Below are 26,989 nucleotides of genomic sequence, written 5' to 3'. Positions count from 1 at the left end.
TTAATTAAGTTGGTAATGACTAACGTCGATATTTTTCTTTTCTGTGCCATTAACGTAACATTGTCCAGCAACAATAAATGAGCTGTTATTAAGTAAGATCAATGACGTTAACTGGGCTGTATTGCTACAGGTATCAATTCTTGCATAGCCATTAAAGTCAAAGACATTATCTAAATTACCCGTTGGGGTTATGCGCCCTATCATGTGCCTGCGACTCCCCAAAGCATCACTAAAGCCCACCACCACAATATTGTCGTTGCTATCAATCGCTGCACTTGTCATGCCTGAATCAGCAGTGATCGGCGCCATACTTAAACTGGCTTTACCGTCTGATGAAAAGCTATTATCTAAAACACCAGTACTCGATATTTTAACAACAGCTATTCTATCATCAGATAAAGTTACTAAATCATTGCCCACCAAGTACAAATTGTTACTACTGTCAAAGCCGATAAACTCTACGTTATTATCACCGCCGGCAACATCAACAACCAGTTCACCCGCGTTGCTATTAAAGGTTGAGTCTACGGCACCGGTCGTTAAATACTTGATCAATAACATATCTTGACTGCCGGTATTACGGTTACCACCAGCATAAATGTTATCACTGCCATCTATCTCAAGCGCAGAGTAATCATCAGTATTCGCGCCAACCACATAGCCTAAGCTATTAAATGAGGTATCTATTGCACCCGCTGCGGTTAAACGTAATACCAAGGCACTTTTACTCCCGATATCATAGTTACCCACGGCAATAATGTTGCCTAAACTGTCAGCTTTAACTTGGTTGAAATGAATATTGTTCGCCCCCAATGCGGCAGTGGTATAAATGCCACTGTTGGCAAAGGTTGAATCTAAAATACCGTTTTGCTCTATACGGGCTATAAAACCATTATTAACAGTCGCTTCAGTGACAGTGCCATAAACAATAAACTTGCCATCAGCTAATTCGAACACCCCTTTGACTTCTGCACTGGTGCCAATTTTTAATTGCTTATGACCGTCAGTATCAAAGCTAGTATCAAGTAATCCAGCACTGGTGAATCTGGTCAAAACAATATGGCTATTAACACCATCGTTCGCGGTTGAAGTAACCAAGAACTTACCGCTCTGCGCACCTACTTGAATTTGAATAACCTGCGCTACGGTATCGTCTGATGGCGCACTGGAGTGCGCTAAGGTATTCTTACCATTAACAAAGTCATTGCCGTTGTAGGCGTCTCCGCTAGAATCAAAAGCGCTGATAATCATGTTAGTATCACTGCCTGACTCAACATAGCCTGCTGCCCACATTTCTTGACCACTTCCTTGACTCATCGATAAGGCGTAAGCATTGTTTCCAGCATAGTCGATCACCTGATAACCATTGACGCCATAATTGGCACTATCTACGCTGCCATCGGCTTTAAAAATACGAGTCGAAAAAAGTTGAGAATTAGTACCATCAAATAGATTACCAGTTAAATATAAGTCGTCGTTACCATAATCATAAACATAACCGGTAAACTCACTCGTACCTGTACCTGGAGTGCCATCGACATCATAAATGGCAATGCCGTTAGTGCCAAAACTCGGCACATAGGCGGCAAAACTATCAAGCTCTATAATAAAGGCATCTTGTTCTCCACCGTTTATCGTAGAACCCGCTATATGCGCAGTGTGTCCGCCACCCCCAAAGTTTTCGCCACCTATGGCGTGTACTTTGTCGTCTAGATTATTACCCGATACATCAATTATTAATGGTTGCGATGTATTGAAGTTATCATAATTGAGATCTGAGTTTTTTGGATTCAATATCCATGCGAATATATCGCTTTCACTACCTCTTTCAACGTTACCAGCGAGCATAATCTCTACATTATGCGGGTTATATAAAGTGGTGGCTTCATCATCTAGGTTAGCAGCGCTGACATCACGCCTAATATGCTCAGAATCACCGCCATCAAGTGGTGTGAAATCTTTAAAACTGCCATTTTCATCAACGCGAATAATCAATGTATCGGTATCATCACTACCATTATCTTGTATTTTGCCAACCGCAACGATAGCGGGATGATTATCACTAGGCAACGTACTAACTCCTTGAATGATAGGCTGTTCCATATAAACAGCATCATTAATTGCGATGATTTTTTGCTCATTTGTGCAGCGCAAGCCATTATCAGCAAAGCTTGTCACTATAGCACCAGTAGCATCAATTTTTAAAAAGCAAGCTTCAGTATAAGCGCCATAATCTCGATCAAAAACAAGAAATAAGTCTCCAGCGATTTCAGCAATTGCTTTGCCATACTCATTACCACCAAAATCAAAGACTTTCTTGCCATCGCCATCAAAACTTGTATCTAACGAGCCGTCATTATTGTAGGCAACAACAGAAACATCTTTATCAACATTATCGACACTACCAATAAAATATACTTTGCTCGCAACGGTAACTGCGTTATTTAGCTTAGCTTGGGTTTTGCTGCCGGTAAGCTCTAGTGAGCCCAATACAGCACGACCAAAACCTGCCACTTCAGATACTGCACTTCCCTCAAGCACATCATTAACATTAATGGTAATAACAGCCGTAGCTGACTCTGGTGTCGGGCTGCCATTATCGTCTATGGTTACGGTAACACTATGCTGGGCAGTGGTTTCAAAGTCTAATGGTGTTACGCCTTTGACAGTAATTGCGCCGGTATTAGCATCTATTTGAAATAAACCAGTATCGCCAGCGGTTAATGAGAAGGTGAGTGTATCGCCCTCTTTATCGCTTGCTAATACAGTGCCTACCGCATCACCAGCAGTTTTATCTTCGTCAACATTAAAGGTTTGCGGTGAAACGAGTGGCTCGTCATTTACCGCCTGTATGGTTAAGTTGACTATTGCATTAGCCGTGCCACCATTACCGTCATTAACCTGGTAAGTAAAGCTATCAGCGCCAAAGAAGTCAGCTGTTGGTGTATAGGTAAAAGAGCCATCGCTGTTCAGCGTTAAGCTGCCGTTGCTAACATCACTACCGGTGACCACACTAAAGGTTAAGGTGTCACCGTCGACATCGTTGGCGACGAGAGTTCCCGGTAAGCTGCTATCTTCATTAAGCGTCAAACTAGCGTCATTTGCGATCGGTAAGTCGTTTAATGCATTAATCGTTAAACTGACAGTTGCGGTATCTGTGCCGCCATTACCATCACTGACTTGGTAGGTAAAACTATCAAGGCCATTAAAGTTAAGCGCGGGACTGTAAGTAAACGAGCCATCACTATTAAGCGTTAAGCTGCCGTTATTAACATCACTACCGGTGACCACACTAAAGGTTAAGGTGTCACCGTCGACATCGTTGGCGACGAGAGTTCCCGGTAAGCTGCTATCTTCATTAAGCGTGAAACTAGCGTCATCTGCGATCGGTAAATCGTTTAATGCATTAATCGTTAAACTGACGGTCGCGCTATCTGTGCCACCATTACCATCACTGACTTGATAAGTAAAGCTATCCGTGCCATTAAAGTTAGCTGTGGGTATGTAGATAAATGAACCATCGGTGCCCAAAGTTAAGCTACCGTTACTGACATTCACAACCGGCGTGGTATTGACTGTTAAGCTGTCTCCATCAACATCACTGTCATTGCTTAACAATTGGTTCGCATCGCCAACCAGTATATTTAACGCACCGTCTTCAGTTAGGCTGAAGCTGTCATTAATGGCTAAAGGTAGATCGTTTACGGCTAGCACTGTGACTGTTAACCTTCCTGTACTCACTGCATTGAAACTATCTGCAATTGTATAAGTTACATTAATCTCGCCAAAGAAGTTTGGCTCAGGAATGACCTGCACTTTGTCATTCACAATACTTGCACTGGCATTAGCTATGCTATTATCGACTGACACCAACGCAATGCTATCACCATCTTTATCACTATCATTGGCTAAAACATCAAAAATAATACTGCTATCTTCATTGATGGTAACACTATCATTGATGGCAGTTGGCGCATCGTTACTTGGTAGAATAGTCAAAGTAACATTCGCCGTATTAGTTAATTGACTCTCATTAACGATTTGATAAGTAAAACTATCAACTCCGTTAAAGTCTGCATTGGGCATATACTCAAAACTACCATCTTGCGCCAATGTTAATGTACCTTTTTGTGGCGCGTTTATTGGCGTGGTATTAACTGTTAGCCTAGAGTTATCAAAATCGACATCATTAACTAAAAGTCCAGATAATGCATCGATTACTAACTTTGTATCCTCAAATCCTTGATAATTATCATCAAGCGCAATAGGGATATCAGCTATAGAGTTAACGGTTATAGTGACAAAGGCTTCTGACAAAAGCTCTGCTTCATTCTTTATTTGGTATTGAAATTGCTCGACACCAACGAAATTACTATTGGGTATATAAGTGAAAGTACCATCTAAAGCTAAATTTAATTGCCCATGCTGAGGTTGGGAAAGTAAGCTTTCTTGTAGCGTAATCGCTAAATTATTTGGGTCGCTATCATTACCTAAAAGACCTAAGTTTACATTATCAATAACTAAGGTTTTATCTTCGTCGATTTGGTAAACATCATTACGCGCTACTGGCGGTAATATATCGCCACTAGGTAGTATTGTCACTGTCGCATTTGCTGAGCCACCAAAACCATCTTCTACTTGGTAAACAAACTCATCACTGGCCATCAAGATACCAGTTGATTGATATGAGAAGCTACCATCAACATTAATGATCACACTACCTTTACTTGGTTCAACAACAGGTATTGGGTTAATACGCAGGGTATCACCATCAACATCAGAGTCATTGCTCAGTAAGTTGGTAGTATCCGCGGTTATTTGACCAGTTGGGTCGACACCATAAGTATCATTTATTGCTACAGGGTTATCATTAACCGCCAAAACTTCAAAAAAAACTGTGGCTTGAGCCCGTGCGCCTTCGTTATCTATAATCTGATAACTTACACTATCGCTACCATTAAAGTTTGCCCTTGGCTGATAAGTAAGGTTGCCGTTTTCACTCACAGTTAAAGTGCCATTAAGCGGCTGCAATAATATACTGTCTAGTTGAATGGATTGACCATCAGGGTCAAAGTCATTCTCCAGTACATTGACCGTTATACTTTCATCTTCATTGACTTGAAAACTATCATTATTAGCCACGGGAGGCACATTAACTTGCCCTACTATTCGCGGAATAATTATAGCCGGTGAACTTCCGCTTTCACCGCCGCCATCAATCCCCGTAATCAGTAGGTGATAATCTTTGCTAGGCTCAGCATCTGTAAATGTCGCTGAGTTACCATTAATGGCCAGTCGTTGTACCCCATTTTCAAGCTCTAAGGCATTTAAGTTTGTGATCCCCTGCTCTGTTGCCGCATAGACGTTATAGCGCTCCAAACTTGCATTGCCCGACCATGATACCGACAAAGTCCCGCTTTCTCGCGTGGCATTAATGGCTGACACTTGAATTGGCTGCCAATTTACATTTAATGCATCTACAAGAGCACGATTACCTAAGCTGTCCTCTACGATAAGTTCGACTCTTAACGCTCCTGCACTTTCATTAGCTAGTTGCGGGTTAAACCCGGTCACTGTTGCTTGAAAGTCAGCAGTGCAATCTAAAGCACACAATTCGAAGGTGCGCTTTACATTCGGAAGATAAAGTGACACTTTTCTCAATACATCTTCATCTGATGCACTGACACCTAGTGTCAAATTACCTTGCACGTTAAGGCTTGAACTAGCACGCCTTAAGGTTCCAGTTGCATTAGAAAACGTATTATTGATTTCTGCATTATTGGTGCTTTCTGTACCGTTAACCTGCTTTACTGATGAAAGTGTAGCCCCTGCATTCCCTGATAAATCAACCGTAATTATTGCCTCAGGTACGGTCGGTGCAACTTGCTCTGAGGTTTTCTCGCTTGTCGTTTGACTTTCGCCACCACCACAGGCAGCTAAGCTCAAGGAAGCAATAATGAATAAATACCTACTACTAAACATATATATTCCTCCTGAGTCTATGGCTGTATTTTAAACGAGCCACCAGCATTCACTGGTGGGTTATTAATTTCATGCAAGTTAAAGCCACCGATAATTTCATCTAAGCCGTTAGCAAAACTGGCAAATATAATGCCGTCTGCTCTATTATTGCCATGAGAGGCAAAGTTGATTCCCAAATCTAGTTGATCCATATTTATCAACCCTGAATACGCAGCAAACCACTCACCTTCACTGTCTGAAAAGCTCAATGTGCCGCCTGGTACTGAAGCATTATCAAAATCAATGGTCATGCTAATAGCAAAGTCACTCACTTGCCCAACGCTAGAAACAACACTACTTTGAATGACATCGCTATAATCAAGTGTCCCCGTACGTTGCGCTAATAACTCCTCAATTGCAGTGCCCGTCATGCCTTGCCATTCAGACTCGGTATAAACACTATTATCGGCAACGGCATCAAGCTCAGTTTCAACCGAGTTTAAGGGGCTGGTACTTGACTCTTGCGCTAAAGCGTCACCCTCAGCATTACCTTCTTCACTATTTGCTTCGTCTTCATTGTCTGATGCTGCTGAGTAACCTAAAGAAATATTCGCCGGTGCCTGCGTCATGCGAGTAATTTCCCCTTCAGCATTTACTGCAGCAAAATTAAAGTCTTCTGCTCCGCCGAGTGACAATGTACTTTGATCATTTAATTGCACATCAATATTGCCACTATAAACGGCAAAGAAAACATCATCCCCAACTACCTCTACCGCAAAGTGAGTACCGCGTATACCAATACTCCCAACAGGAGTTTTTACTTGATAATCACCACCACTCTTTTTGATTAAACCACTGATAGAACGCAAACCACCGCTTACCACTTCAAGTGTTGCCGACGCTTCTCCTGCATCTGGATTAAACTGGTAATTACTAATCAGAATTTCGGTATTTTCTTTTAGAGTAATCAAACCTCCATCGGACATGCTAAATTGCGCTTTACTTTTATTCCCGGTAGAGATGTTATCAACACTAAAAATTTCCGAGCGCCGTTTTAACTGACGGGTTTTCTTGCTGTCTTCATCGATGGCTAATACTTGACCTTTAGCTAAAATGGTTTTACCTGCAACGTCATTGGCAAAAGCGTTAAACTGCATACTTAAGGTAGCAAAAAAGAGCCCTGTATAAGTGAGGATTCGGCTAATTAAGTTACGTTTTGAAACCGTAAAATTATTCATCTTGTACTCCTAAAAACTCATCCGTGCAGACAATTGAATGTCAACACGCTGATAGGAAAAGAGCGTTAAATTACTGTCTTTGTCTTGCATGGTAACGCCCAGCCGGTAAGACCACTTACCTTGGTCTTGGTATTGAATTGAACCACCAATTAACCACATATCATCGGCACGTTTTTCAAAGAAAAACGGATGGTTATTTTGATAATCTTGTTGTTGAAAACTGATATTGGCACTTGCTAACCAATGACTATTGATAGCAAAGTCAGCGAGATAACTCATCACTAGGGTCTCTCTATTATTATGTTGGCTCTCGAGAAACTCACTGTCTTCTGTGGCAAACCTCAGCGACAGCGTATGCCGCCAGCTTTGCGTCAAATACTGAGTAGCGATTTGTAACGAAATATCATCGGTACTCAGCAACTTATTTATATCGTTTTTCGTTTGACCCACAAAGATCTCACTTGAAACAAGCCACTGTTTATCAAGTGCTTTTCTTAAACCTAAGGTCGCCCCATATTGCGTACGGTAATAGCTATCATTTAACCATAAAGGTACCGCCCTAACGCCGATGCTACTGCTAAAGCCAGCAAAATCTTTGTTATATTGCACATTGGTTGTTAAATAAAATCGATTATATTCCGAATTGCTTGTAAAAAAATGCAGACGACTGGCAGCAGAAAAAGTAAGTTTAGATGATTGGGTTAAGGCTTTAGTTGCCAGCAAGTTATAACCAAGGCCTAAATAGCCATCGCTGGTTTCCTTACTATTATCAGATAATATGATGTCTTGATTTAACAAGGGCAGAAAGATGTTATCTTCACTTGTGCCTGCATTAACATTGGAGTCATAACCTAAACTGGCATCAATTGCATGTTGGACATAGAGCGACTGCCTGGCAAGTGCCTCTTGAGCTCGTCGATTAAGAGTTAATGCCGCTTGCTTTAGCGCCAAGGAGATATTTGTTGATTGGCTTAAAGATTCTGTAAGCTCAATTACGCCATGATAGTTTTTCATCACATAGTAACCGCTGGCAAGATAGTAGCGCCCATCCAGCCAATTAGGACGATTAGCGACGACGCGCTCGAAGGCATAAACCGCGCGCTCATTCTCTTGAGCTTTTAACGCGGCAAGACCATAGAGAAAGTCAAAGTCAACATCACCTAAATATTCAGCTTCTAACTGAGTAGCCAGCTACCATGCAAGCGCGCTATCGTTGTTTGCAACCGCTGCCTTTAACTGAGTAAAAGTCTCACTTGCTTTAAACGTTGCGGCATTGACTTTTATATTTGTGAGGAACAACAAGAAAAAAACGACTAATATTTTCTTCACTCAATCACCCTGTTTTTATTGTAATGACCTAATCCATTGAAGTTAATAGCGCGGAAAAAAAACATACGCCAAACTTATTATTGGTTAATTTTAATACTATTCAACATTTTTTTACAGTTTTATTATCAAATGCTCAAAGATGTTCTCGCTGATGATGGCGAAAATAGTTCTCACCTATCCCTAAAGGCTGAACTACAGCTTGCATTAGCAATCAATGCACTGTCAATATTTCATTCCTTATTAATAAGATAAATTTACTTTTGCTTCGAAAATAAGTTGATGTTTAGCACTCTGTTTATTTGCGCGATATCATATTTATAAAATTACCAATAGCATTAAAGCACATCATGAGAAATTCGCTTAGCTGTTAAAAATAACTCACATCCAGTGCTAATACTTAGTTAAGGTAGCACAATAATTTGGCGAAAAAAAAGCCACTTAATGCTTAAGTGGCTTATAAACTAGATGTATTTTAGATTTAACTGCTTGGTGCTGCTACAGGCTCAACCGTCTCGGCAGGTTTATTTTTTGATAACAGTAGCTCGCGTAAACGCGTATCAATATCTTTTGCTACTTCGGGGTTCTCTTTTAAGAACTTAGTTGCATTTGCTTTTCCTTGGCCTATTTTATCACCATTATAGCTATACCAAGCGCCAGCTTTTTCTACCATTTCATGCTTAACACCAAGATCGACAAGCTCACCTAAACTGTTAATACCTTCGCCGTATAAAATTTGAAACTCTACTTGTTTAAATGGTGGCGCAATTTTATTTTTCACAACTTTAACGCGTGTTTCATTACCAACAATCTCGTCGCCATTTTTAACTGCACCAATTCGACGGATATCCAAACGCACAGAAGCATAGAATTTCAGCGCATTACCGCCAGTGGTGGTTTCTGGTGAACCAAACATAACACCTATCTTCATCCGAATTTGGTTGATAAAAATAATCATGGTATTTGATTGTTTCAAGTTACCCGTCAACTTACGCATGGCTTGTGAAAGCATACGCGCTTGTAAGCCCATATGAGAGTCGCCCATATCGCCTTCAATTTCAGCTTTTGGAGTTAAGGCTGCTACCGAGTCAACAACAATAATGTCAATAGCACCAGAACGAGTCAGCATGTCACATATTTCCAGTGCTTGCTCACCAGTATCAGGCTGAGAAACCAGTAAGTCATTAATGTTGACGCCAAGCTTTTCAGCATAGATGGGATCAAGTGCATGCTCGGCATCGACAAAGGCACAAACCTTGCCATTGCGTTGTGCTTCTGCGATCACTTCCAAGGTCAAGGTTGTTTTACCACTTGACTCTGGACCGTAAATTTCAACTACTCGGCCTAGTGGCAAGCCGCCAGCACCGAGGGCAATATCTAACCCTAAAGAACCCGTTGAAACCGTTTCAACATCCATGCTGCGATTATCACCCAACTTCATAATTGAACCTTTACCGAACTGACGTTCAATTTGACTTAAGGCGGCTGATAATGCTTTTTCTTTGTTATCGTTCATTTAATGCTCCACGATGGCTTAGGTGCTTAATTTAGTGTAATGACAGCAAGTATACTGTATAGTCGTACAGTATCAAGTTTTTTATTGATAATTTTAATTTAACTTAATAAATATATTTTACGAGACTTTTTAGTTATTGAATATAAAGAATTTTTTTAACATTAGTAACTTTTTAAATTTTTTATAAAAAAAGTTACTAATGTCATATTACGCCATGACTTTATATCATTTTTATGGTGAGGTTTTATTAAGGGCTGTTGATCTTTCAGGGTTAAAACTTATTCAATTCAAAGGCGGCACTTGTTTGAAGTTTAAACGCCGTTATCATCTGTTCGTGTCGCGAGCTATACGTCACATGCTTTGCCTTATCTAAACACCAAACAAGTCGCAGTAAAAGTAAGCTCGAAAGTTCAACAGACCCAAATGTATTTTGAAAAATAACAAGGTTTGATACTAATCATTGTGGCATAATCCCTGCCAGAAAACTGTTTATTCATTTTTTAGATACGACATTCAATGACAAAAACAACGCCAGACCTTACTTCCCACACACCGATGATGCGTCAGTACCTGACCATTAAAGCTGAATTTCCCGATATATTGATTTTTTATCGTATGGGTGATTTTTATGAACTATTTTTTGATGATGCGAAGAAAGCTTCTGATTTACTCGATATTTCTTTAACAGCACGCGGAAAAGCTGGAGGTAACGCCATTCCGATGGCTGGGGTGCCTTACCATGCTGTAGAAGGCTATTTAGCAAAACTCGTGCAATTAGGTGAGTCTGTCGCAATTTGTGAACAGATTGGCGATCCTGCAACCAGTAAAGGTCCTGTTGAGCGAAAAGTTGTCCGCATTGTTACACCTGGTACGGTGAGCGACGAAGCTTTGCTGACAGACCGCCAAGACAACTTAATTGTTGCGCTTTATCAGCACCAACAAGCATTTGGTTTAGCCTATTTAGATATGACCAGCGGACGTTTTGTTATTGTCGAGCCGAAAACTGCAGAACAAGTCCAAGCGGAATTACAGCGTTTATCACCTGCCGAATTACTGTACCCAGAGTCACTAGATAGCGCAAACTTTATTAACGGACGCAAAGGTTTACGCCGCCGACCTGACTGGGAGTTTGACTTAGCAACCGCCAATACGCTGTTAACGAAACAGTTTGGCACCCAGTCGTTATCGGGGTTCGGCGTAGACGATAAACCACTAGGTATCGCCGCAGCCGGTTGCTTACTGCAATATGTTAAAGATAGTCAACGTAGTGCGCTGCCTCATATTAGAGCAATCATCAGTGAAAGTGCTGCCAGCGCCGTCATTTTAGATGCCGCAACGCGGCGCAACTTAGAACTAACCCAAAACCTGCAAGGCGGCCATGAGAATACACTGGCCGCAATACTTGATAAAGCCGCAACCCCAATGGGTTCAAGACTACTCAAGCGTTGGTTACATTTACCGCTGCGCGAATTAAAAACCTTAAGCAATCGCCAAAATGCCATAGCGGCCTTGTTACAGCAAGATATTGTCTTCGACCTGCACCATCACTTAAAACAATTTGGGGATATTGAACGTATTGTGGCTCGTATCGCCTTGCGCTCTGCTAGACCGCGAGATTTTGCTCGCTTGCGTAATGCTTTAATGTGCTTACCGCAATTACAAACACTCTTGCTGGACTGCCATCAAGAGCATGTAGCAAACTTATTACAGCACTGCCAACCGTTGCCTGAGTTGCAAAACTTACTTACAACAGCCTTGGTTGAAAACCCACCCGTGTTAATTCGTGACGGTGGCGTGATCGCGCCAGGATATAATAAAGAATTAGATGTGCTGCGTGATTTAAGCGCAGGTGCAAGCGAATTTTTAGCACAACTTGAAGCCAGAGAAAAAGCCCGTACCGGTATTCAAACCTTGAAAGTGGGTTACAACAAGGTGCATGGCTTTTACATCGAGATCAGTCGTAGCTCAGCCCATGAAGTACCCGATGATTATATTCGTCGACAAACCTTAAAAAATAATGAGCGCTTTATTACTCATGAACTTAAACAACATGAAGAAACTGTGCTCTCTGCACAAAGTAAATTTCTGGCGTTAGAAAAGCGCTTATATGAAGAGCTTTTTGAGCATTTGCTACCGTCAATAGAGCAACTACAATTACTGGCGCAATCAATTGCAGAAATTGATGTATTAAACACTTTTGCAGAGCGAGCGGATACCCTTAACTACGTTAAGCCAATCTTACAAGAAGACAGTGGTATTCATATCGAAGCTGGACGTCATGCCGTTGTTGAGCAAATGACAACCGAACCTTTTATTCCCAATCCCGTTGCCTTAACCCCAAGCCGAAAAATGCTCATTATAACTGGGCCGAATATGGGGGGTAAGTCTACTTATATGCGCCAAACGGCACTGATTGTTTTACTGGCCCATATAGGCTGTTATGTACCAGCGAGCGCCGCCAATATTGGCATGGTTGATCGTATTTTTACTCGCATCGGTGCCTCAGATGATTTAGCGAGCGGGCGTTCAACCTTTATGGTGGAAATGACAGAAACAGCTAATATATTACATAACGCCACCAATAAAAGCCTAGTGCTGTTAGATGAAATCGGTCGAGGAACCAGTACTTATGATGGTTTATCGCTAGCTTGGGCTTGTGCGGAAATGCTTGCCTTAAAAACCCAAGCTTTCACGCTATTTGCCAGTCACTATTTTGAGCTAACACTACTGGCAGAGCAAATTGATAGCCTAGCCAATGTACATTTGGACGCTATTGAACACCAAGACAGCATTGTTTTTATGCATACAGTACAAGAAGGGGCAGCAAGTAAAAGCTTTGGCTTACAAGTCGCACAACTTGCCGGCGTCCCTAAAAATGTCATACAGCGCGCCAAACAACGCTTAGCTGAACTAGAAAATAGCCAAGCGCCAACGATTGCCGCAACGGTTGCACCAACATACGAACAACTGCCTCTGGTGGCAAATAATCACCCGATACTGGAGCAATTAAGCGCTCTTGATGTCAATGACATTAGCCCGAAAATGGCCTTAGACATACTGTACCAATTAAAAGAACAACTTTAGTATCATCTAGCACAAGCGACTTTTGCTAGCGCAATATTGGCGCCATAAAAAAACCAGTAAATACTGGTTTTTTTTATGGCCACTGGTAAGTAGCTTGTCTTATTATTGGGCTTGAAACAAAGCTTCGATAGATAAATTTTGCTGACTCAAAATATCACGCAGGCGCTTAAGCGCTTCTACCTGAATTTGTCTAACTCGCTCACGAGTTAAGCCAATTTCTACGCCAACATCTTCCAATGTCGCAGCTTCATAACCAAGTAAGCCAAAACGTCTCGCTAGCACTTCCCGTTGTTTAGAGTTTAACTCGTTAAGCCAATCAACAATGCTATGTTTAATATCATGGGTTTGTAGCTTGGACTCAGGGCCACCCGCTTTTTCATCAGGGATCACATCTAATAAAACTTTTTCACCTTCACCGCCAAAGGGTGAATCTACTGATGCAATACGCTCATTTAAACGTAGCATCTTACTTACATTCTCAACTGGCACATCAAGTGCTGCGGCTATGTCTTCTGCGGTAGGTTCGTGATCAAGCTTTTGCACTAACTCTCGTGCCGTGCGTAAGTAAATATTTAATTCTTTAACCACATGAATTGGCAGGCGAATGGTACGGGTTTGATTCATAATGGCACGTTCAATGGTTTGACGTATCCACCATGTGGCATAGGTTGAAAAACGAAAACCTCGCTCGGGATCAAATTTTTCAACCGCGCGGATTAAACCTAAGTTACCCTCTTCAATGAGATCTAACAGTGGTAAACCACGATTGTTATAACGACGAGCAATTTTAACCACTAAGCGTAAATTGCTTTCTATCATACGTTTACGAGATGCGTCGTCACCTTTTAAGGCAAGACGGGAATAATATACTTCCTCTTCTGCGGTAAGTAACGGTGAAAATCCTATTTCACTTAAGTATATTTGCGTAACGTCTAAACTCGCGGGGCCGTCTTCTGAGGCCGTTTTTTCCGCTTTGCTCGTTTTCGACTTATCCTTTACTGCTACTGCTACACCTGAACATTCTACTTGTTTTTTTATGCCCATGTTATTTCTCCCGCTTTTAGCTTTTGCTACATTCACTGACTAAATATTCACATTAACTCCAATTTATTGTTTATAAATTTTTCTTATTATTTCGGCAAATACTTCATAGGATTGACTGATTTTCCGCGAAAGCGAACTTCAAAATGAAGCATGACTCTTTCAGCATCAGTATCACCCATTTTGGCAATATTTTGACCGGCTTTTACAACTTGCTGCTCTTTCACTAAAATTCGATCGTTGTGAGCATAGGCACTGAGGTAGTCATCATTATGTTTTACAATAATTAACTTACCATATCCTTGTAACGCATCGCCGGCATAAACCACAATGCCGTCTGCAGTTGCTTGTACCGAATCACCACGTCGCCCCGCAATGTCGATTCCTTTATTTCCTTGTTTTGCTGTCGAAAACTTATTAATTACTTTTCCGTTAGCTGGCCATCGCCATCGGCTAATTTTTTGTGAAAATGTCGCCTTAGGTTGCTGCGCTATCTTGCTTGTTTTTTGCTCAACCTTATTGCCACCATACTCCTGCTTTTTCTTCTGTGCAATAGGTTTTTTTATAACTTTTTGTTTTGACGAATTAAAGTTTTTGCTCTTAGTCGCTGTCTTAGCCGTTGCCGGATAATCTTGACGCAAACGCAGCTTTTGATCTGGGTAGATGTGATAAGGCGCTTTAATGTTATTAATTGCAGCTAAGCTACGAACATCGACATCGGCACGCCATGCGATTGAATATAATGTTTCGCCTTTTTTAACAATATACTCGTGACCACTAACACTATTTTTTATGCGCTGACTGAGCGGAAGTGAACCTTGTACATCCACCACAGGTGCTGGCTTATTGCGACTTGAACAGCCGCTGACAACCAGCAATAGTATTAAGACTATAATGCCATTGACAGTAAAAACACTATTTTTCCAGCGCGTTTTCATCACCAAACTTCACCTATTATCGTGTCGCAAAGTAAGCAATGATAATGGCAACCACCAACAGCCAGCCTAAAACATCAACCCATTGCTTGATTTTCCGCTCCATTGGCGCGCCGCCCCAACGAATGATGCCTGCCACCAAAAAAAATCGCAATCCTCGACCTATGGCTGATGCTATCATAAAGGGTAAAAAGGCCATCTGTAAAAAACCTGCACTGACCGTAAAGAGCTTATAAGGTATCGGTGAGAAACCGGCAATAAACACCACCCATACGCCCCACTCACTGAACCATAACATAGCTTTATCAAAGCGCGCTTGATAGCCAAACTCTGTAATAAGTGGCTGGATCCAAGGTTCAAACATCAGATACCCTAAGCCGTAACCTACAGCACCACCGATCACAGAGGCCACTGTGGTTAAGGTTGCAAATTGCCACGCTTTTTCTCTTTGTGCCAGCACCATAGGGGCAAGTAACACATCCGGTGGAATTGGAAAAAACACCGATTCAGCGAACGTCAAAATGGCGAGTATTTTCGGGGCTAGCCTATGCTCAGCCCATTTTAAGGTCCATTCGTACAAAGCAGAAAATATTTTCACTATCTATCCTAAAGCGCCGGGAACAAGGGGAACAAATCGAACTGCTTCAATTTGCTGTTCATTAAAGTGATCACCATTACGGGTGATTAATTTCAAGACCTGACTATGCTCACCAACCGGAATAATCAAACGGCCACCATCAGCCAGTTGTTCTAATAATGCGGCGGGGACTTGGCTCGGGGCCGCAGTCACTATGATGGCTTGAAATGGTGCTTTACTCGCCCAGCCTTGCCAGCCATCACCGTGTTTCATGGCAATATTGTGTAAGTCCATACTACGCAACCTGCGTTTAGCTTGCCATTGCAATGACTTAATTCGCTCTACGGAATACACCTTTGTAGTCAATTGTGCCAAAATCGATGTTTGATATCCCGAGCCAGTGCCAATTTCAAGAATACTGTCGGGCACGCCGGCTTCAAGTAATAGTTCCGACATTTTTGCCACGATATAGGGCTGAGAAATAGTTTGCCCCTGCCCAATGGGCAGAGCGGTATTATCATAGGCTTTGTGCGCTAAAATCTCTGGTACAAAGATATGACGCGGGCTTTTGGCAATAGCTTGCAATACCTGTTGATTATCAATACCTTCTTGATGTAATTTTTGCGCTAGTAATGCGCCACTTCTACTCGACTTGCCGCCGATACTGCCGACTCTGGCATTGATACTAGGTTGTTTCATAGTGAAAGTTCATTAATCCATTCTGTCATTTTTGCCATACTTTTATAAGCGGTCATATCAATTGTTAACGGGGTAATTGAGGCATAGCCATTTGCCACCGCATGAAAATCGGTACCGACGCCAGCATCAAGCTCTTTGCCCAGTGGTCCATACCAATAAATATCACGTTGCCACGGATCTTGCATCTTTTTCATGGTTTCGGCCTTGTGGCGATGACCGAGTCGCGTTACTTGAATGCCCTGTAACTGCCCAAGTGGCAAGTCAGGTACATTGATATTGATGATTTGATCGCTGGGTAGTGGGTGTTGCAATAGGCGCTCAATAAACTTAGCGGTAACCACAGCCGCGGTTTGAAAGTGTTTAGGCTGATTAGAGACTAACGACACGGCGATTGCCGGCATACCTAAATGACGCCCTTCGGTGGCCGCGGCCACGGTGCCAGAATAAATCGTATCGTCACCTAGGTTAGCGCCATGATTAATACCCGCCACCACTAAATCGGGGGCCGGTTGCAATAATTGTGTTGCACCTAAATGTACAGCATCGCTTGGCGTGCCATTGACGGCAGTAAAGCCATTAGTGACTTTATAGGCCCGCAGCGGGTTCATTAAAGTTAAGGAGTTGCTCGCGCCACTGCAATTGCGATCAGGAGCAACCACACTAACATCAAAGTGCTTTATGAGTTCTTCATATAGGGCTTTAATGCCTTGTGCATGCACACCGTCATCATTACTTAGTAAGATCTTCATTGTTGCTATTAAGACTCGCTTTGATTATTTTTAGCTGACTGAACAACGGGGGATGAAGCCGCTGAATTTTCTTGTACCCGCACTGTCATATCTTGATAGTTAATGAGTTCACGCATAACCGTTGTGGCATAGGCACCCGCAGGCAGGAAAAAAGATAAGGTCACCACATCGTTATTAACCTCAATATCGGTTTCGGTCACGGTTAAGCGAATGCGACGACGTTCTTGCTTTAAATCAAAACGTGCTAAACCTTGGCATAATTCTTGGTATTGCTCAGCAATCGACTGTTCAAAGTTTCGTGCATTATCGCTACTCATTAACTCGCCCGCCCCCCACATAGGAGCTGTGATATCTAAGTCACGCTGCGCGAGTCGCGTACTTAAGCTGTCATCAATGGTATTTGCAACAAATACCGACTGAGTGCCTGCAAGCATCAAGACATCGCCTGCCATTAAACTGTCGAACTTATTTTGTTCAATACGAGCGCTGATAATTTGATTAAAAATGAGCGATCGCGCCGCGGATAAAAACATGCCTCGCTTTTTCTTATCTTTGACTTTGCGCCCCACAAACAAGCGCAGTGCGTTTTCTATATTGCCATTATTAATGCCAAAGCGCTGTTCGCCAAAGTAATTAGGCACGCCAAAGTTTGTTACCACATGCCAACGTCTAACTAATTCATCAATATGGCTCACATCACGCAGCGTAATTTCAAAACGATTACCCACTAGACTGCCAATACGCAACTTTTTGTTATGACGTTGGTAATTTAAAACTTCGACACCTTCGATATTTAAATCGCTTAAATCATAATTTTGCTTCCCGGGTACATGCACGCCAAACCATTGTTCTGTCACCGCAAAGCGGTCTTTTAAGCCCGCATAAGATACCTGCGACTCTTTAACGGCAAAATATTGGGCTAACTGCTTGGCGACGAAGCCGGTATTGGCGCCGGTTTTTCTAATATGAATAAAAAGGTGCTCACCTTCACCACAGGGTTGAAATGGTAAGCGTTCAAAAACTTTAAAGTCTGATGGCTGAAGCCGCAATAACCCCGTTGCTTGTGGTTGGCCATACAAAAATGCCTGTGCAGGGGCGGTTAATTGCTTGTTGTAACTTTCTGCGCTAATTTCCGTCATGCGTTAATGCCCTGCGCTAGCCTTGGCTTTAACAGCACCACAGCATGAGCACTAATCCCTTCTTTTCTGCCAACATAACCTAATTTTTCGGTAGTGGTGGCTTTTACATTGACCTGCTCTATCTCGGCGTCAAGATCTGCGGCTAAATGGCCGCGCATCGCTAATAAGTGTGGTGCTATTTTCGGCGCTTGTGCACAAATGGTTACGTCGGCATTACCTAGCCTATAGCCTTTTTCTTGCATTAAGCTCACCACATGTCGTAACAAAATTCGGCTTGAAATATTCTCATATTGCGCGTCATTATCAGGAAAGTGATTGCCAATATCTGCAAGACAAAGTGCGCCTAGTATAGCATCGCACAAGGCATGAATCGCTACATCGCCGTCTGAGTGAGCAACAAAGCCACGCTCATAATCTATAGTTACGCCTGCTAATACCAAAGGCCCTGGGCCGCCAAATTTATGAACATCAAAACCGTGACCTATTCGCATAATGCCCCTGAAGATAAATTAATTTTTTGTTGGTTAAGAATAAACTCGGCCAGTTGTAGATCTTCTGGCTGGGTAATTTTAATATTGTCGCCACTGGCATTGACTAAACCGCTGCTATAGCCAAAAGCTTCCATCGCCGATGACTCATCCGTTATGGTAATGTTGTTGGCTAACGCCGCACTTATCGCTTGAATCAGCTCTGTGGTTTTAAACATTTGTGGTGTCAGCGCGTGCCACATTTGGCTACGCACTAAAGTTTTCGCTATTTTTTGTCCACACTGACTTTGCTTCATGGTATCGCGCACGGGCATCGCTAAAATGCCACCATGATCATTAGCTAGACAATACTGGATCAGCCGCGATATATCCTGATGGCGAACACATGGTCTGGCGGCATCATGAACTAACACCCAAGGCTGCTGTGCGGCATCTAAAGATTTTAATCCGGCAAGGACAGAGTCAACGCGCTCTTTACCGCCAATAACCGTGCGTACAGCTTGGTTATTGGCTAACGAAGTTGTTGCAAAGTATTCATCTTGCGCGCTTAAAACAATAACAACATTAGCAATTGCTTCATGACTCAACAAACGTTGTACCGTATGTTCTAAAATAGTGTGATTGGCAATGGTTAAATATTGCTTAGGGCATGAGGTCAACATACGTTTGCCAACCCCCGCAGCGGGAACAACAACGCAAAATTTTTCTGCTAAATTAAGCATAATGAACAGCTATTCCTTATTGTCTGAGTCATCATCTGGGATGACCCGAAAAAAGGTCTCTCCTTGCTTAATCATGCCTAACTCATGTCGAGCCCGCTCTTCAATGGCTTCAGTCCCCGACTTTAAATCATCAATATCAGCATAGAGCAACTTATTACGTTGCTTAAGTTTATGATTGTTTGCGACTTGGCGGGCAACTTCTTCTTCTAAGGCAAGATAATCAGGCACACTATTTTTACCGAACCAAAGTCGGTATTGTAACAAAGCCAAAAAAATCAGTAAAACTGCCGTGATCAGTCGCATATAAATGCTCAGTGGTGATTAAAAACTCATATAAATAAGCCATTATAAATGGCTAACGCCTGCTGTAAACACCCAAGCTGACTTTAAACTCAATTGTTACCGATATTAGTTACTGGCTGTTTAAAGTTACGCCAATTAATGGTGCAAGATAATAGTAATTCCCGCAAAGATGGCATAACGGGCGATAATTTGCGTTGGTTTTGCCAACGATGACCAGCACAGGCTGCTGTCATCACTTTTTTATTAGGCTTAAGCAGTCGGATTGAATCTTCTTGAATTGTTGACGCCTTGAAATCGAACCAACCGTGAACATTGGTGCGAATACGTTGCTGTTCGTTATCTACCCTATCTATGCTATCAAGTACAATGTGACTTGTTAATTGAATCGGCACGACTAAGCCTGGTTTTAACAAAAAACTGTTATACCATGCAAAAACCGTCTCTGGATAAGCAGAAAGCTGACTTAATGACGGGGAAACATTGGCTTGTTTTGCAGACCAACTGGCATTTTGAATATCCAGCTGCAACGGTGTTTGTGCATTGAGTAACGCATACGCTGTACGTTTTATATAGTGGGGTAGGCTTTTAATTCTACCTTGTAGCTCAGCAACTGTTGCGGTATCGCTTTTGCTTAAGGAAAGTAACTCTCGCTCATAGAGACCATTACAAAGCTCAGCAAAATCTGATGATTGCTGTGCTGATTGCCATAGTAATGATTGAGTGACCATTAGCGTAATTACTGCTGTTGATTATGCATAATATTTAAGCATACTTGATTGCTGTCTAAAGATAAAATTATGATTCATGGTTTTTTACAACTGCATCATAGATTGCAAAATGCATATCTGTGTACGCTACATTCGCCTAGCAACCTCTCTATGAATGACTAATGACAACGCTAAAGGCGTTATTCACCGCACATTAGTGACACTTAGCTGTCGTAATAAAAGCGATATTTTCTTGCCCGACACACAAGCATTTTCAAGTGATTTCAGTATAATATACAAAAATATTTTCCAGTTGCATACTTTGGAGCAAACAATGAGCGTCATTGAAGTAAAACATCCCCTTATTAAACATAAGCTTGGCCTAATGCGCGCCGCTAACATCAGCACTAAACGCTTTCGTGAACTCGCCTCTGAAGTGGGCTGTTTATTAACCTATGAAGCCACTAAAAACTTAGCGGTAGAAACGACCACCATTGACAGTTGGAATGGTGAAATAGAAATAGAACAGATCAAAGGCAAAAAGGTGACCGTGGTGCCAATTTTGCGTGCTGGTTTAGGTATGATGGATGGGGTGTTAGAGCTGATCCCAAGCGCCCGCATTTCGGTAGTGGGTATGTACCGTAATGAAGAAACCCTTGAACCCGTGTTCTATTTTGAAAAATTAGCTGGGCAAATTGATGAGCGCCTAGCTCTGGTTATTGACCCTATGCTGGCAACTGGCGGCTCTATGGTAGCGACTATCGACTTATTAAAAGAGCGTGGCTGTAGCAACATCAAAGCCTTGGTTTTAGTTGCAGCACCTGAAGGTATAGCAGCACTTGAAAAAGCACACCCTGATGTTGACCTATATACTGCCTCTGTTGATGATTGCTTAAACGATGCTGGCTATATACTGCCAGGCTTAGGCGATGCTGGTGATAAAATATTTGGCACCAAATAATGCGAAATGCGGTAAAACAAAACTACATCACACTATTTTACAGCTCTTGCAGTGCTAACGGGTAAGCTATGAAGACAGAAGCGAATGTCGATAACGAAATAACAAATCATCAGTCACTGGTTAAAGAAGTATTAACAGGCATGCAAATGCTATTTGTTGCCTTTGGTGCCTTGGTATTAATGCCATTATTAACAGGGTTAGATCCAAACGTGGCCTTATGCACCGCTGGCATAGGAACCTTGCTTTTTCAGTGGGTTACAAAGCGTCAAGTGCCGGTATTTTTAGCCTCATCATTCGTTTTTATTGCCCCAATTATGTATAGCACGCAAACTTGGGGGATCCCTGCCACTATGGGAGCGCTTGCGATTGTGGGTGTAGTTTATGCGTTTTTTAGCGCTATAATCAAAGCCCGCGGTGTTGGTTTTATCAGCAAATATTTACCACCTATAGTTACCGGCCCTATTATTATGGTCATTGGCTTGTCATTAGCCCCGGTTGCGGTTCATATGGCTCTTGGTCAAACTGGCGATGGCGCAACACAATTAATTGATCAGTCTCTCGCCATATCTATCTCGTTACCTGCATTATTAACGACCTTATTAGTATCTGCATTTAGCAAAGGCTTTATGCGCTTAATGCCAATTTTATCGGGTATTATTGTCGGTTATATTTTGTCACTTTATCATGGCATTATTGATTTTACCCCAGTGCGTGAAGCCGCATGGTTTGCAATACCTAACTTTACGGCCCCTGAGTTTAATTGGCAGGCAATTATTTATATTTTGCCGATTGCCATTGCTCCGGCCATTGAGCACATAGGCGATATATTAGCTATTAGCTCTGCCACCGGCAAAGACTACATTAAAAAGCCTGGCTTGCATCGCACCTTGCTCGGAGACGGTGTTGCAACCACTGCCGCATCGGTATTGGGTGGACCGCCTAACACGACATATTCTGAAGTCACCGGCGCGGTAATGTTAACCAAAGCCTTTAACCCAAGAGTTATGACTTGGGCGGCATGTGCGGCAATTATTATGGCCTTTGTGGGTAAGTTAGGCGCATTATTACACACCATTCCAGGTGCGGTTATGGGCGGTATTATGATGCTGCTGTTTGGCTTAATAGCCAGTGTTGGTTTAGGCAGTTTGGTGAAAGCAAAAGTTGATTTTGACCAACCTCGAAACTTTATTATCTTTGCTGTGGTATTAGTGTTTGGTATCGGCGGTATGGCACTCAACCTTGGTGGCTTTAGCATTCAAGGCATCAGCCTATGTGCTTTAGTGGCGATTGGCCTGAACTTACTCTTGCCAAAAGAGAAGCAAGTTTCCTAAATCCATTTAAATTGTGTTTTTTCGGCCTAGATACTGTAGTATTTAGGCCGATATTTAAAACTAAGCATTGCCGCAAGCTGTTGCTAACAAATATCTTTACGCACCTTTATATCTAACCTTTTGGCCAGACGATTTAAGTTGGCTCTATCAAGGCTAAGACGACGTGCTGTCGCCGCCCAACTCCCCTGCTCTTGTTGCAATACCCGTTTGATCAATTGTCGTTGAAAGTGCTCTGTTTCTTGACGAAGATTCATGCTCTCAGCGCCAGTCTTGGTCAGTTGCTGTGACATGTCATTAGGCTGCTTAGCCATTAGTGAGCCATTCGTTAAATTAACTAACGCACCACAGTCTTGTTTTTCTATGGTGATTATTGCTTTATTTTTTTGTCGAGCTCGCGCTTTTAACGCCGCTCTACTGACCACATGTTCAAGCTCTCGCACATTCCCTGGCCAATTATATTGCTCTAGGTGACTAATGGCTGCGGCACTGACTTTTAGTTGCCTGACGGCTAATTTCATCTTGGCTTGTTCGATAAAATAGCCACAAAGTATTTGAACATCGCCAATACGCTCTTTTAACTGAGGAACACGAATAGGATAAACGCTGAGCCTGTGATATAAATCAGCGCGAAATCGCCCCCCTTCTGCAGCAACTTTTAAATCTCGGTTAGTGGCCGCAATAATACGAACATTGACCTGCTCAACATTATCTTGTCCCACTGGCTGTATTTCATTACTTTGAATCGCACGCAAAATTTTACTTTGAGCAGCTAACGGCAGCTCGCCAATTTCATCTAGAAATAACGTACCGCCATCAGCAAGGGCAAACTTGCCTGGCCGATCTTTATCGGCACTGGTAAAAGCTCCTTTGACATGACCAAAGAGCTCGCTTTCTATCAAGTTTTCTGGCAATGCTGCACAGTTTACATACACCATAGGCGCATGTTGGCGTGGAGACTTTTGGTGTAATGTTCGGGCAACTAGCTCTTTGCCGACACCGGTTTCACCATAAATAAGTATATTAAACTCTGAGTTGGCAACTAGCGTGATTTCTTCTTTTAACTGCTCCATTATGGCGCTTTCGCCAATTAACTCTCCGCCATCGCGCTTCCATGCTTCTGCTGTCAATTCAGCGACTACGCGTTGCGAATGATCCGCTCGAGATTCAAGTTGGGCAATTAATAGTGCCGTATTTAATGTCGCAGCCGCCATGGCTGAAATCACGGTTAATGTTCGCTCAGCAATATCTTCAAATTGGTGCGGCGTTAAGCTGTCTATAGTTAACAAGCCTAATAGCTTATTATCGTAATAAAGTGGCAACCCCATACATGAATGCACAGGTAAATCACCAACTCTATCAATGAGTAAGCCATCATAAGGATCGGGTAGCGGTGAGTCTGCCGGAAAACGGATCGGGTACTTAGATTGGCACAATACCGCAAACCTCGGGTGCTCCTGCACATTAAACCTGCGCCCTTTGGTATCTCGACTCAGCCCTTGCAACGCGATGGGGGTTAAGACATCACCGTCAAGGGACAGTAAAGCAACGGCATCACAATTTATCGTTTTACGCACGGTATCTAGTAGGCGATCAAATCTGTCTTTGCTGTTTAGGCTGCTGGCTAAATCAAGGGCTAACTCAATAAGTGCCTGTGTTGAAATTTGGCTCATAATGTAATGATTGACTTATAACGCTCGGCTGTTATTAATGAGACAATTTAACACACTCGTGTCATATTGACTACAAAGCAAAGCAGTCAATATGACAACAAACTTGCAAACAAAATAATAACTTGCTGATAATTAATAACTTTAAATAACTCTAAATAGTGGCACTGTGCTTGCTCTAACACAGACAAGCAGTCGGTAATATTTGCTAATCAAACATCATTTATTTTAATTATTGGAGCTTGTAATGTACGCCCAGTTTACTATCGCTAAGCGCTTACCTGAGGTTAAAAACGCCTTAAGGTTGCAAAAGTGCCTGATCTTAGGGAATTACATGATGTTAATTTCGCTCATTATTATCCTGCTGTGTATTACCGCAACCTTCGTTTTAAATGACTATGTAGCTATGTTTTGGCAGATTTTCGCCCATATCAATACCATAATATTTGCCGGCGCATTAAAGCTTGGTTATGTCTTGCGCTGTATTGCCTTATACGGCTTTGGCAGAAAAGACTTCTAAACGACTATGTAGTGACAATTAAAGCCACAAATTTCGAAAAAAATCCCATTAAAGTTGTTTTGTTATCCATCATTTGAGTACGTTCTCAGCCCGTGATAGCAAACTTTTATTCAGTTAATTTAGGAGCAATAATGCTAACTGATAAGCACATTGAGATAATTAAAAGTACCATTCCATTATTAGAAAATGCCGGCTCGGCATTAACCGCACACTTTTACCAACGTCTATTTTCCCACAACCCTGAGTTACAAGACATTTTTAATATGTCGAATCAACAAAGCGGTCGACAGCAAGTCGCTTTATTTGAAGCCATTGCCGCCTACGCTAAGCATATTGAGAACTTAAATGCCTTAACCAGTGCCGTTGAGCGCATAGCACAAAAGCATACTAGCTTTAACATTCAAGCTGAGCATTACGCCATCGTCGGTCATCATTTAATTGAAACGCTGCGTGAATTAGCAAGCGAGGCATTTACTGCTGAGGTAGAAGAAGCATGGAGCAATGCTTATCAGTTTTTAGCCGGTATTTTTATCAATCGTGAAGCCCAGTTATATCAAGAGCGCGCCGCTAAGGAGGGCGGTTGGCAAGGGGCAAGAGCCTTTACTGTGATCGACAAAGTTACTGAGTCAGCATTGGTCAAAAGCTTTATTTTTGCGCCCGTTGATCAACAAGCCGTGATCGGCTTTACCCCAGGCCAGTATATCGGCCTTGAGGTGCACCCAACAGGCAATGACTATAAAGAAATTCGTCAATATTCACTGTCTGACAAACCTAATGGCAAAAGTTATCGTATTTCGGTGAAACGTGAGCAACAAGGCGTGCCAGGAAAGGTATCAAACTATTTACACGATAGCGTTAATATCGGCGATGAAGTCAAGCTTTACGCGCCAGCGGGCGACTTTTTCTTCGTTGACCGTCAAAGCCCTACCGTACTGATTTCTGCCGGTGTTGGTATTACCCCCATGCAAGGTATGCTCGAAACCTTAGCGGCAAACAAACACCCGCAACCTGTGCACTTTCTTCATGCTTGTGAAGATAACAGCCAGCATTCATTTGCTCAGCGCACCGCAGAACTAGTCAAAAACAATAATTGGCAACAAAATATATGGTATCGCAATGAAAAGCCACAACAGTCACATATTAAGCAAGGTATGATGGACTTGAGCTCGACTGATTTACCGACCCAAACCGGTAACTTCTATTTGTGCGGCCCCATCGCCTTTATGAAGTTTGCTAAACAACAATTGCTTTCATTAGGTGTTGGCGAAGGCAATATTCATTACGAAGTCTTTGGCCCGCATGCCAGCCTTTAAGTAAGTATTGCTACTGTATATGCAAAGCAAATATTACGCATCTTATTAAAAGCTGCTCAATATGGCAGGGCTAAGTTAAATCCGCCCTGTCATTGTTTGCTAGCCCTAAACCGGTTCAATTCCATTAACAGCCAGTCTCGACTTTTTCGTGTCGCTTTTTTGGGGCAATGGATCAGGTAATGCTTGCCTGATATAGTGCTCTTGGTGGCAGAGTATTTAATGAAATCCTCACTCGAGGTAATTTTGTCAGCAAAATACTGGTACTTTTTGCGAATGTGTTTAACCGCTGCCACGCCGTTATGTTTAGTGCCGTTACGCTCGTATAGACACTGAGTACGTTCAACATAGCTTAACAAGTGCGCAATTTCTTGCTCGGTGCTGGCAAACACATGAAAAGAGAGCAGGACCGCGACAACTAAAATCACTTGGCTTACTTGGCTTAAGCTCATCTTATTACCTCCTTATCTGGCGTATAAATGTGTAACGCTCTCTTACCATATTACCCCTTTAACAGAAGTAAATCATGAGACAAACAGATCTGAACGGCTTGGCAAAGGGCATTAATGAAAAAGCCACTCAATGAGTTAATGCCGATCGTTTAAGAAATAGTTGAACGATCTTGCAAGTATAAGATAATCCCCTCTGATATTTTCAGAGGGGATTTTTTTGTGCTTAATAATGAACTAGAGCTTGTTTATGAATCAGTTGAAGA

General features: G+C 42.2%; 22 protein-coding genes. 5 read left to right on the top strand and 17 right to left on the bottom strand.

All coding sequences use genetic code 11. From position 1 onward, the window contains the following. The 5 genes from B6K83_RS12975 to recA all read right to left on the bottom strand — a co-directional run bounded on the left by B6K83_RS12975 (window position 1) and on the right by recA (window position 10,041). Window positions 1-5,982 (bottom strand): Ig-like domain-containing protein, encoded by a 5,982-nt coding sequence (locus tag B6K83_RS12975; RefSeq protein WP_085285358.1) that lies wholly within the window; start codon window positions 5,980-5,982, stop codon window positions 1-3. A 17-nt stretch (window positions 5,983-5,999) separates the two neighbouring features. Further along, on the bottom strand, window positions 6,000-7,199 hold the full coding sequence (locus B6K83_RS12970; RefSeq protein WP_085285357.1) for a FecR family protein: 1,200 nt from the start codon (window positions 7,197-7,199) through the stop codon (window positions 6,000-6,002). Between the two features lie 9 nt (window positions 7,200-7,208). Then, window positions 7,209-8,213: a surface lipoprotein assembly modifier gene (locus B6K83_RS12965; protein WP_085285356.1), complete on the bottom strand. Its 1,005-nt coding sequence runs from the start codon at window positions 8,211-8,213 to the stop codon at window positions 7,209-7,211. Window positions 8,214-8,390: 177 nt separating this feature from the next. Next, window positions 8,391-8,528, bottom strand: coding sequence for a hypothetical protein (locus B6K83_RS18340; RefSeq protein ID WP_158088356.1), 138 nt, complete (start codon window positions 8,526-8,528; stop codon window positions 8,391-8,393). 478 nt (window positions 8,529-9,006) lie between these two features. Next, window positions 9,007-10,041, bottom strand: a complete 1,035-nt coding sequence (recA, locus tag B6K83_RS12960) for a recombinase RecA (RefSeq protein ID WP_085285355.1) — start codon at window positions 10,039-10,041, stop codon at window positions 9,007-9,009. A gap of 516 nt (window positions 10,042-10,557) precedes the next feature. On the opposite strand from recA, the gene mutS reads away from it, so the two are divergent. Next, entirely contained in the window at window positions 10,558-13,125 is a 2,568-nt protein-coding gene (gene mutS, locus B6K83_RS12955) for a DNA mismatch repair protein MutS (RefSeq protein ID WP_085285354.1), read from the top strand. A 102-nt stretch (window positions 13,126-13,227) separates the two neighbouring features. Here the strand turns inward: mutS and rpoS are convergent, their stop codons facing one another. From rpoS to B6K83_RS12905, 10 genes are all read right to left on the bottom strand, one after another. Then, the gene (rpoS, locus tag B6K83_RS12950) at window positions 13,228-14,169 is read right to left on the bottom strand and encodes an RNA polymerase sigma factor RpoS (protein ID WP_085285353.1); all 942 of its coding nucleotides are present in this window, start codon (window positions 14,167-14,169) and stop codon (window positions 13,228-13,230) included. 86 nt (window positions 14,170-14,255) lie between these two features. Further along, entirely contained in the window at window positions 14,256-15,104 is an 849-nt protein-coding gene (locus B6K83_RS12945; protein ID WP_085285352.1) for a peptidoglycan DD-metalloendopeptidase family protein, read from the bottom strand. A gap of 16 nt (window positions 15,105-15,120) precedes the next feature. Then, on the bottom strand, window positions 15,121-15,699 hold the full coding sequence (locus B6K83_RS12940; protein WP_085285351.1) for a YqaA family protein: 579 nt from the start codon (window positions 15,697-15,699) through the stop codon (window positions 15,121-15,123). A 3-nt stretch (window positions 15,700-15,702) separates the two neighbouring features. Next, window positions 15,703-16,377, bottom strand: coding sequence for a protein-L-isoaspartate(D-aspartate) O-methyltransferase (locus B6K83_RS12935; protein ID WP_085285350.1), 675 nt, complete (start codon window positions 16,375-16,377; stop codon window positions 15,703-15,705). After that, window positions 16,374-17,126: a 5'/3'-nucleotidase SurE gene (gene surE, locus B6K83_RS12930; RefSeq protein ID WP_085285349.1), complete on the bottom strand. Its 753-nt coding sequence runs from the start codon at window positions 17,124-17,126 to the stop codon at window positions 16,374-16,376. The genes B6K83_RS12935 and surE overlap by 4 nt, the downstream gene beginning before the upstream one ends. A gap of 8 nt (window positions 17,127-17,134) precedes the next feature. Beyond that, window positions 17,135-18,265: a tRNA pseudouridine(13) synthase TruD gene (gene truD, locus B6K83_RS12925; RefSeq protein WP_085285348.1), complete on the bottom strand. Its 1,131-nt coding sequence runs from the start codon at window positions 18,263-18,265 to the stop codon at window positions 17,135-17,137. Then, complete coding sequence (gene ispF / locus B6K83_RS12920) at window positions 18,262-18,756, bottom strand: 2-C-methyl-D-erythritol 2,4-cyclodiphosphate synthase (protein WP_085285347.1); 495 nt, start codon at window positions 18,754-18,756, stop codon at window positions 18,262-18,264. Before ispF ends, truD begins: the two co-directional genes overlap by 4 nt. Next, window positions 18,747-19,475: a 2-C-methyl-D-erythritol 4-phosphate cytidylyltransferase gene (gene ispD / locus B6K83_RS12915; protein ID WP_085285346.1), complete on the bottom strand. Its 729-nt coding sequence runs from the start codon at window positions 19,473-19,475 to the stop codon at window positions 18,747-18,749. The genes ispF and ispD overlap by 10 nt, the downstream gene beginning before the upstream one ends. A 9-nt stretch (window positions 19,476-19,484) precedes the next feature. Further along, window positions 19,485-19,778: a cell division protein FtsB gene (ftsB, locus tag B6K83_RS12910; RefSeq protein WP_085285345.1), complete on the bottom strand. Its 294-nt coding sequence runs from the start codon at window positions 19,776-19,778 to the stop codon at window positions 19,485-19,487. A gap of 89 nt (window positions 19,779-19,867) precedes the next feature. Then, complete coding sequence (locus B6K83_RS12905) at window positions 19,868-20,506, bottom strand: hypothetical protein (RefSeq protein WP_085285344.1); 639 nt, start codon at window positions 20,504-20,506, stop codon at window positions 19,868-19,870. Window positions 20,507-20,819: 313 nt separating this feature from the next. Here B6K83_RS12905 and upp point away from each other — a divergent pair, with 313 nt between their 5' ends. Both upp and B6K83_RS12895 read left to right on the top strand, forming a co-directional pair. Next, window positions 20,820-21,446 carry a uracil phosphoribosyltransferase gene (upp, locus tag B6K83_RS12900; RefSeq protein ID WP_085285424.1) on the top strand — a complete coding sequence of 209 codons (627 nt, stop codon included), beginning with the start codon at window positions 20,820-20,822 and terminating at the stop codon, window positions 21,444-21,446. 68 nt (window positions 21,447-21,514) lie between these two features. Next, entirely contained in the window at window positions 21,515-22,777 is a 1,263-nt protein-coding gene (locus B6K83_RS12895) for a uracil-xanthine permease family protein (RefSeq protein WP_085285343.1), read from the top strand. Window positions 22,778-22,860: 83 nt separating this feature from the next. Here the strand turns inward: B6K83_RS12895 and norR are convergent, their stop codons facing one another. Then, a complete protein-coding gene (norR, locus tag B6K83_RS12890; RefSeq protein ID WP_085285342.1) occupies window positions 22,861-24,447 on the bottom strand; it encodes a nitric oxide reductase transcriptional regulator NorR in 1,587 nt (528 codons plus the stop codon). Between the two features lie 331 nt (window positions 24,448-24,778). Between norR and B6K83_RS12885 the strand changes: the two genes are divergently transcribed. Both B6K83_RS12885 and hmpA read left to right on the top strand, forming a co-directional pair. Next, window positions 24,779-24,964 (top strand): hypothetical protein, encoded by a 186-nt coding sequence (locus B6K83_RS12885; RefSeq protein ID WP_233143997.1) that lies wholly within the window; start codon window positions 24,779-24,781, stop codon window positions 24,962-24,964. A 131-nt stretch (window positions 24,965-25,095) separates the two neighbouring features. Continuing rightward, window positions 25,096-26,277, top strand: coding sequence for an NO-inducible flavohemoprotein (gene hmpA, locus B6K83_RS12880; protein ID WP_085285340.1), 1,182 nt, complete (start codon window positions 25,096-25,098; stop codon window positions 26,275-26,277). An 89-nt stretch (window positions 26,278-26,366) separates the two neighbouring features. Here the strand turns inward: hmpA and B6K83_RS12875 are convergent, their stop codons facing one another. Then, entirely contained in the window at window positions 26,367-26,726 is a 360-nt protein-coding gene (locus B6K83_RS12875) for a DUF5329 family protein (RefSeq protein ID WP_085285339.1), read from the bottom strand. Window positions 26,727-26,989 lie beyond the last annotated feature (263 nt).

This window comes from Colwellia chukchiensis, from assembly GCF_002104455.1.
Lineage (GTDB): Bacteria > Pseudomonadota > Gammaproteobacteria > Enterobacterales > Alteromonadaceae > Cognaticolwellia > Cognaticolwellia chukchiensis.
This window is presented reverse-complemented; position numbering and strand designations above follow the sequence as displayed.

Bases quoted from the DNA above. Each gene is read 5' to 3' on its own strand.
- B6K83_RS12975 (WP_085285358.1), bottom strand. From the start codon at position 5,982: ATGTTTAGTAGTAGGTATTTATTCATTATTGCTTCCTTGAGCTTAGCT.
- B6K83_RS12970 (WP_085285357.1), bottom strand. From the start codon at position 7,199: ATGAATAATTTTACGGTTTCAAAACGTAACTTAATTAGCCGAATCCTC.
- B6K83_RS12965 (WP_085285356.1), bottom strand. From the start codon at position 8,213: ATGAAAAACTATCATGGCGTAATTGAGCTTACAGAATCTTTAAGCCAA.
- recA (WP_085285355.1), bottom strand. From the start codon at position 10,041: ATGAACGATAACAAAGAAAAAGCATTATCAGCCGCCTTAAGTCAAATT.
- mutS (WP_085285354.1), top strand. From the start codon at position 10,558: ATGACAAAAACAACGCCAGACCTTACTTCCCACACACCGATGATGCGT.
- rpoS (WP_085285353.1), bottom strand. From the start codon at position 14,169: ATGGGCATAAAAAAACAAGTAGAATGTTCAGGTGTAGCAGTAGCAGTA.
- B6K83_RS12945 (WP_085285352.1), bottom strand. From the start codon at position 15,104: ATGAAAACGCGCTGGAAAAATAGTGTTTTTACTGTCAATGGCATTATA.
- B6K83_RS12935 (WP_085285350.1), bottom strand. From the start codon at position 16,377: ATGAAACAACCTAGTATCAATGCCAGAGTCGGCAGTATCGGCGGCAAG.
- surE (WP_085285349.1), bottom strand. From the start codon at position 17,126: ATGAAGATCTTACTAAGTAATGATGACGGTGTGCATGCACAAGGCATT.
- truD (WP_085285348.1), bottom strand. From the start codon at position 18,265: ATGACGGAAATTAGCGCAGAAAGTTACAACAAGCAATTAACCGCCCCT.
- ispF (WP_085285347.1), bottom strand. From the start codon at position 18,756: ATGCGAATAGGTCACGGTTTTGATGTTCATAAATTTGGCGGCCCAGGG.
- ispD (WP_085285346.1), bottom strand. From the start codon at position 19,475: ATGCTTAATTTAGCAGAAAAATTTTGCGTTGTTGTTCCCGCTGCGGGG.
- ftsB (WP_085285345.1), bottom strand. From the start codon at position 19,778: ATGCGACTGATCACGGCAGTTTTACTGATTTTTTTGGCTTTGTTACAA.
- B6K83_RS12905 (WP_085285344.1), bottom strand. From the start codon at position 20,506: ATGGTCACTCAATCATTACTATGGCAATCAGCACAGCAATCATCAGAT.
- upp (WP_085285424.1), top strand. From the start codon at position 20,820: ATGAGCGTCATTGAAGTAAAACATCCCCTTATTAAACATAAGCTTGGC.
- B6K83_RS12895 (WP_085285343.1), top strand. From the start codon at position 21,515: ATGAAGACAGAAGCGAATGTCGATAACGAAATAACAAATCATCAGTCA.
- norR (WP_085285342.1), bottom strand. From the start codon at position 24,447: ATGAGCCAAATTTCAACACAGGCACTTATTGAGTTAGCCCTTGATTTA.
- B6K83_RS12885 (WP_233143997.1), top strand. From the start codon at position 24,779: ATGATGTTAATTTCGCTCATTATTATCCTGCTGTGTATTACCGCAACC.
- hmpA (WP_085285340.1), top strand. From the start codon at position 25,096: ATGCTAACTGATAAGCACATTGAGATAATTAAAAGTACCATTCCATTA.
- B6K83_RS12875 (WP_085285339.1), bottom strand. From the start codon at position 26,726: ATGAGCTTAAGCCAAGTAAGCCAAGTGATTTTAGTTGTCGCGGTCCTG.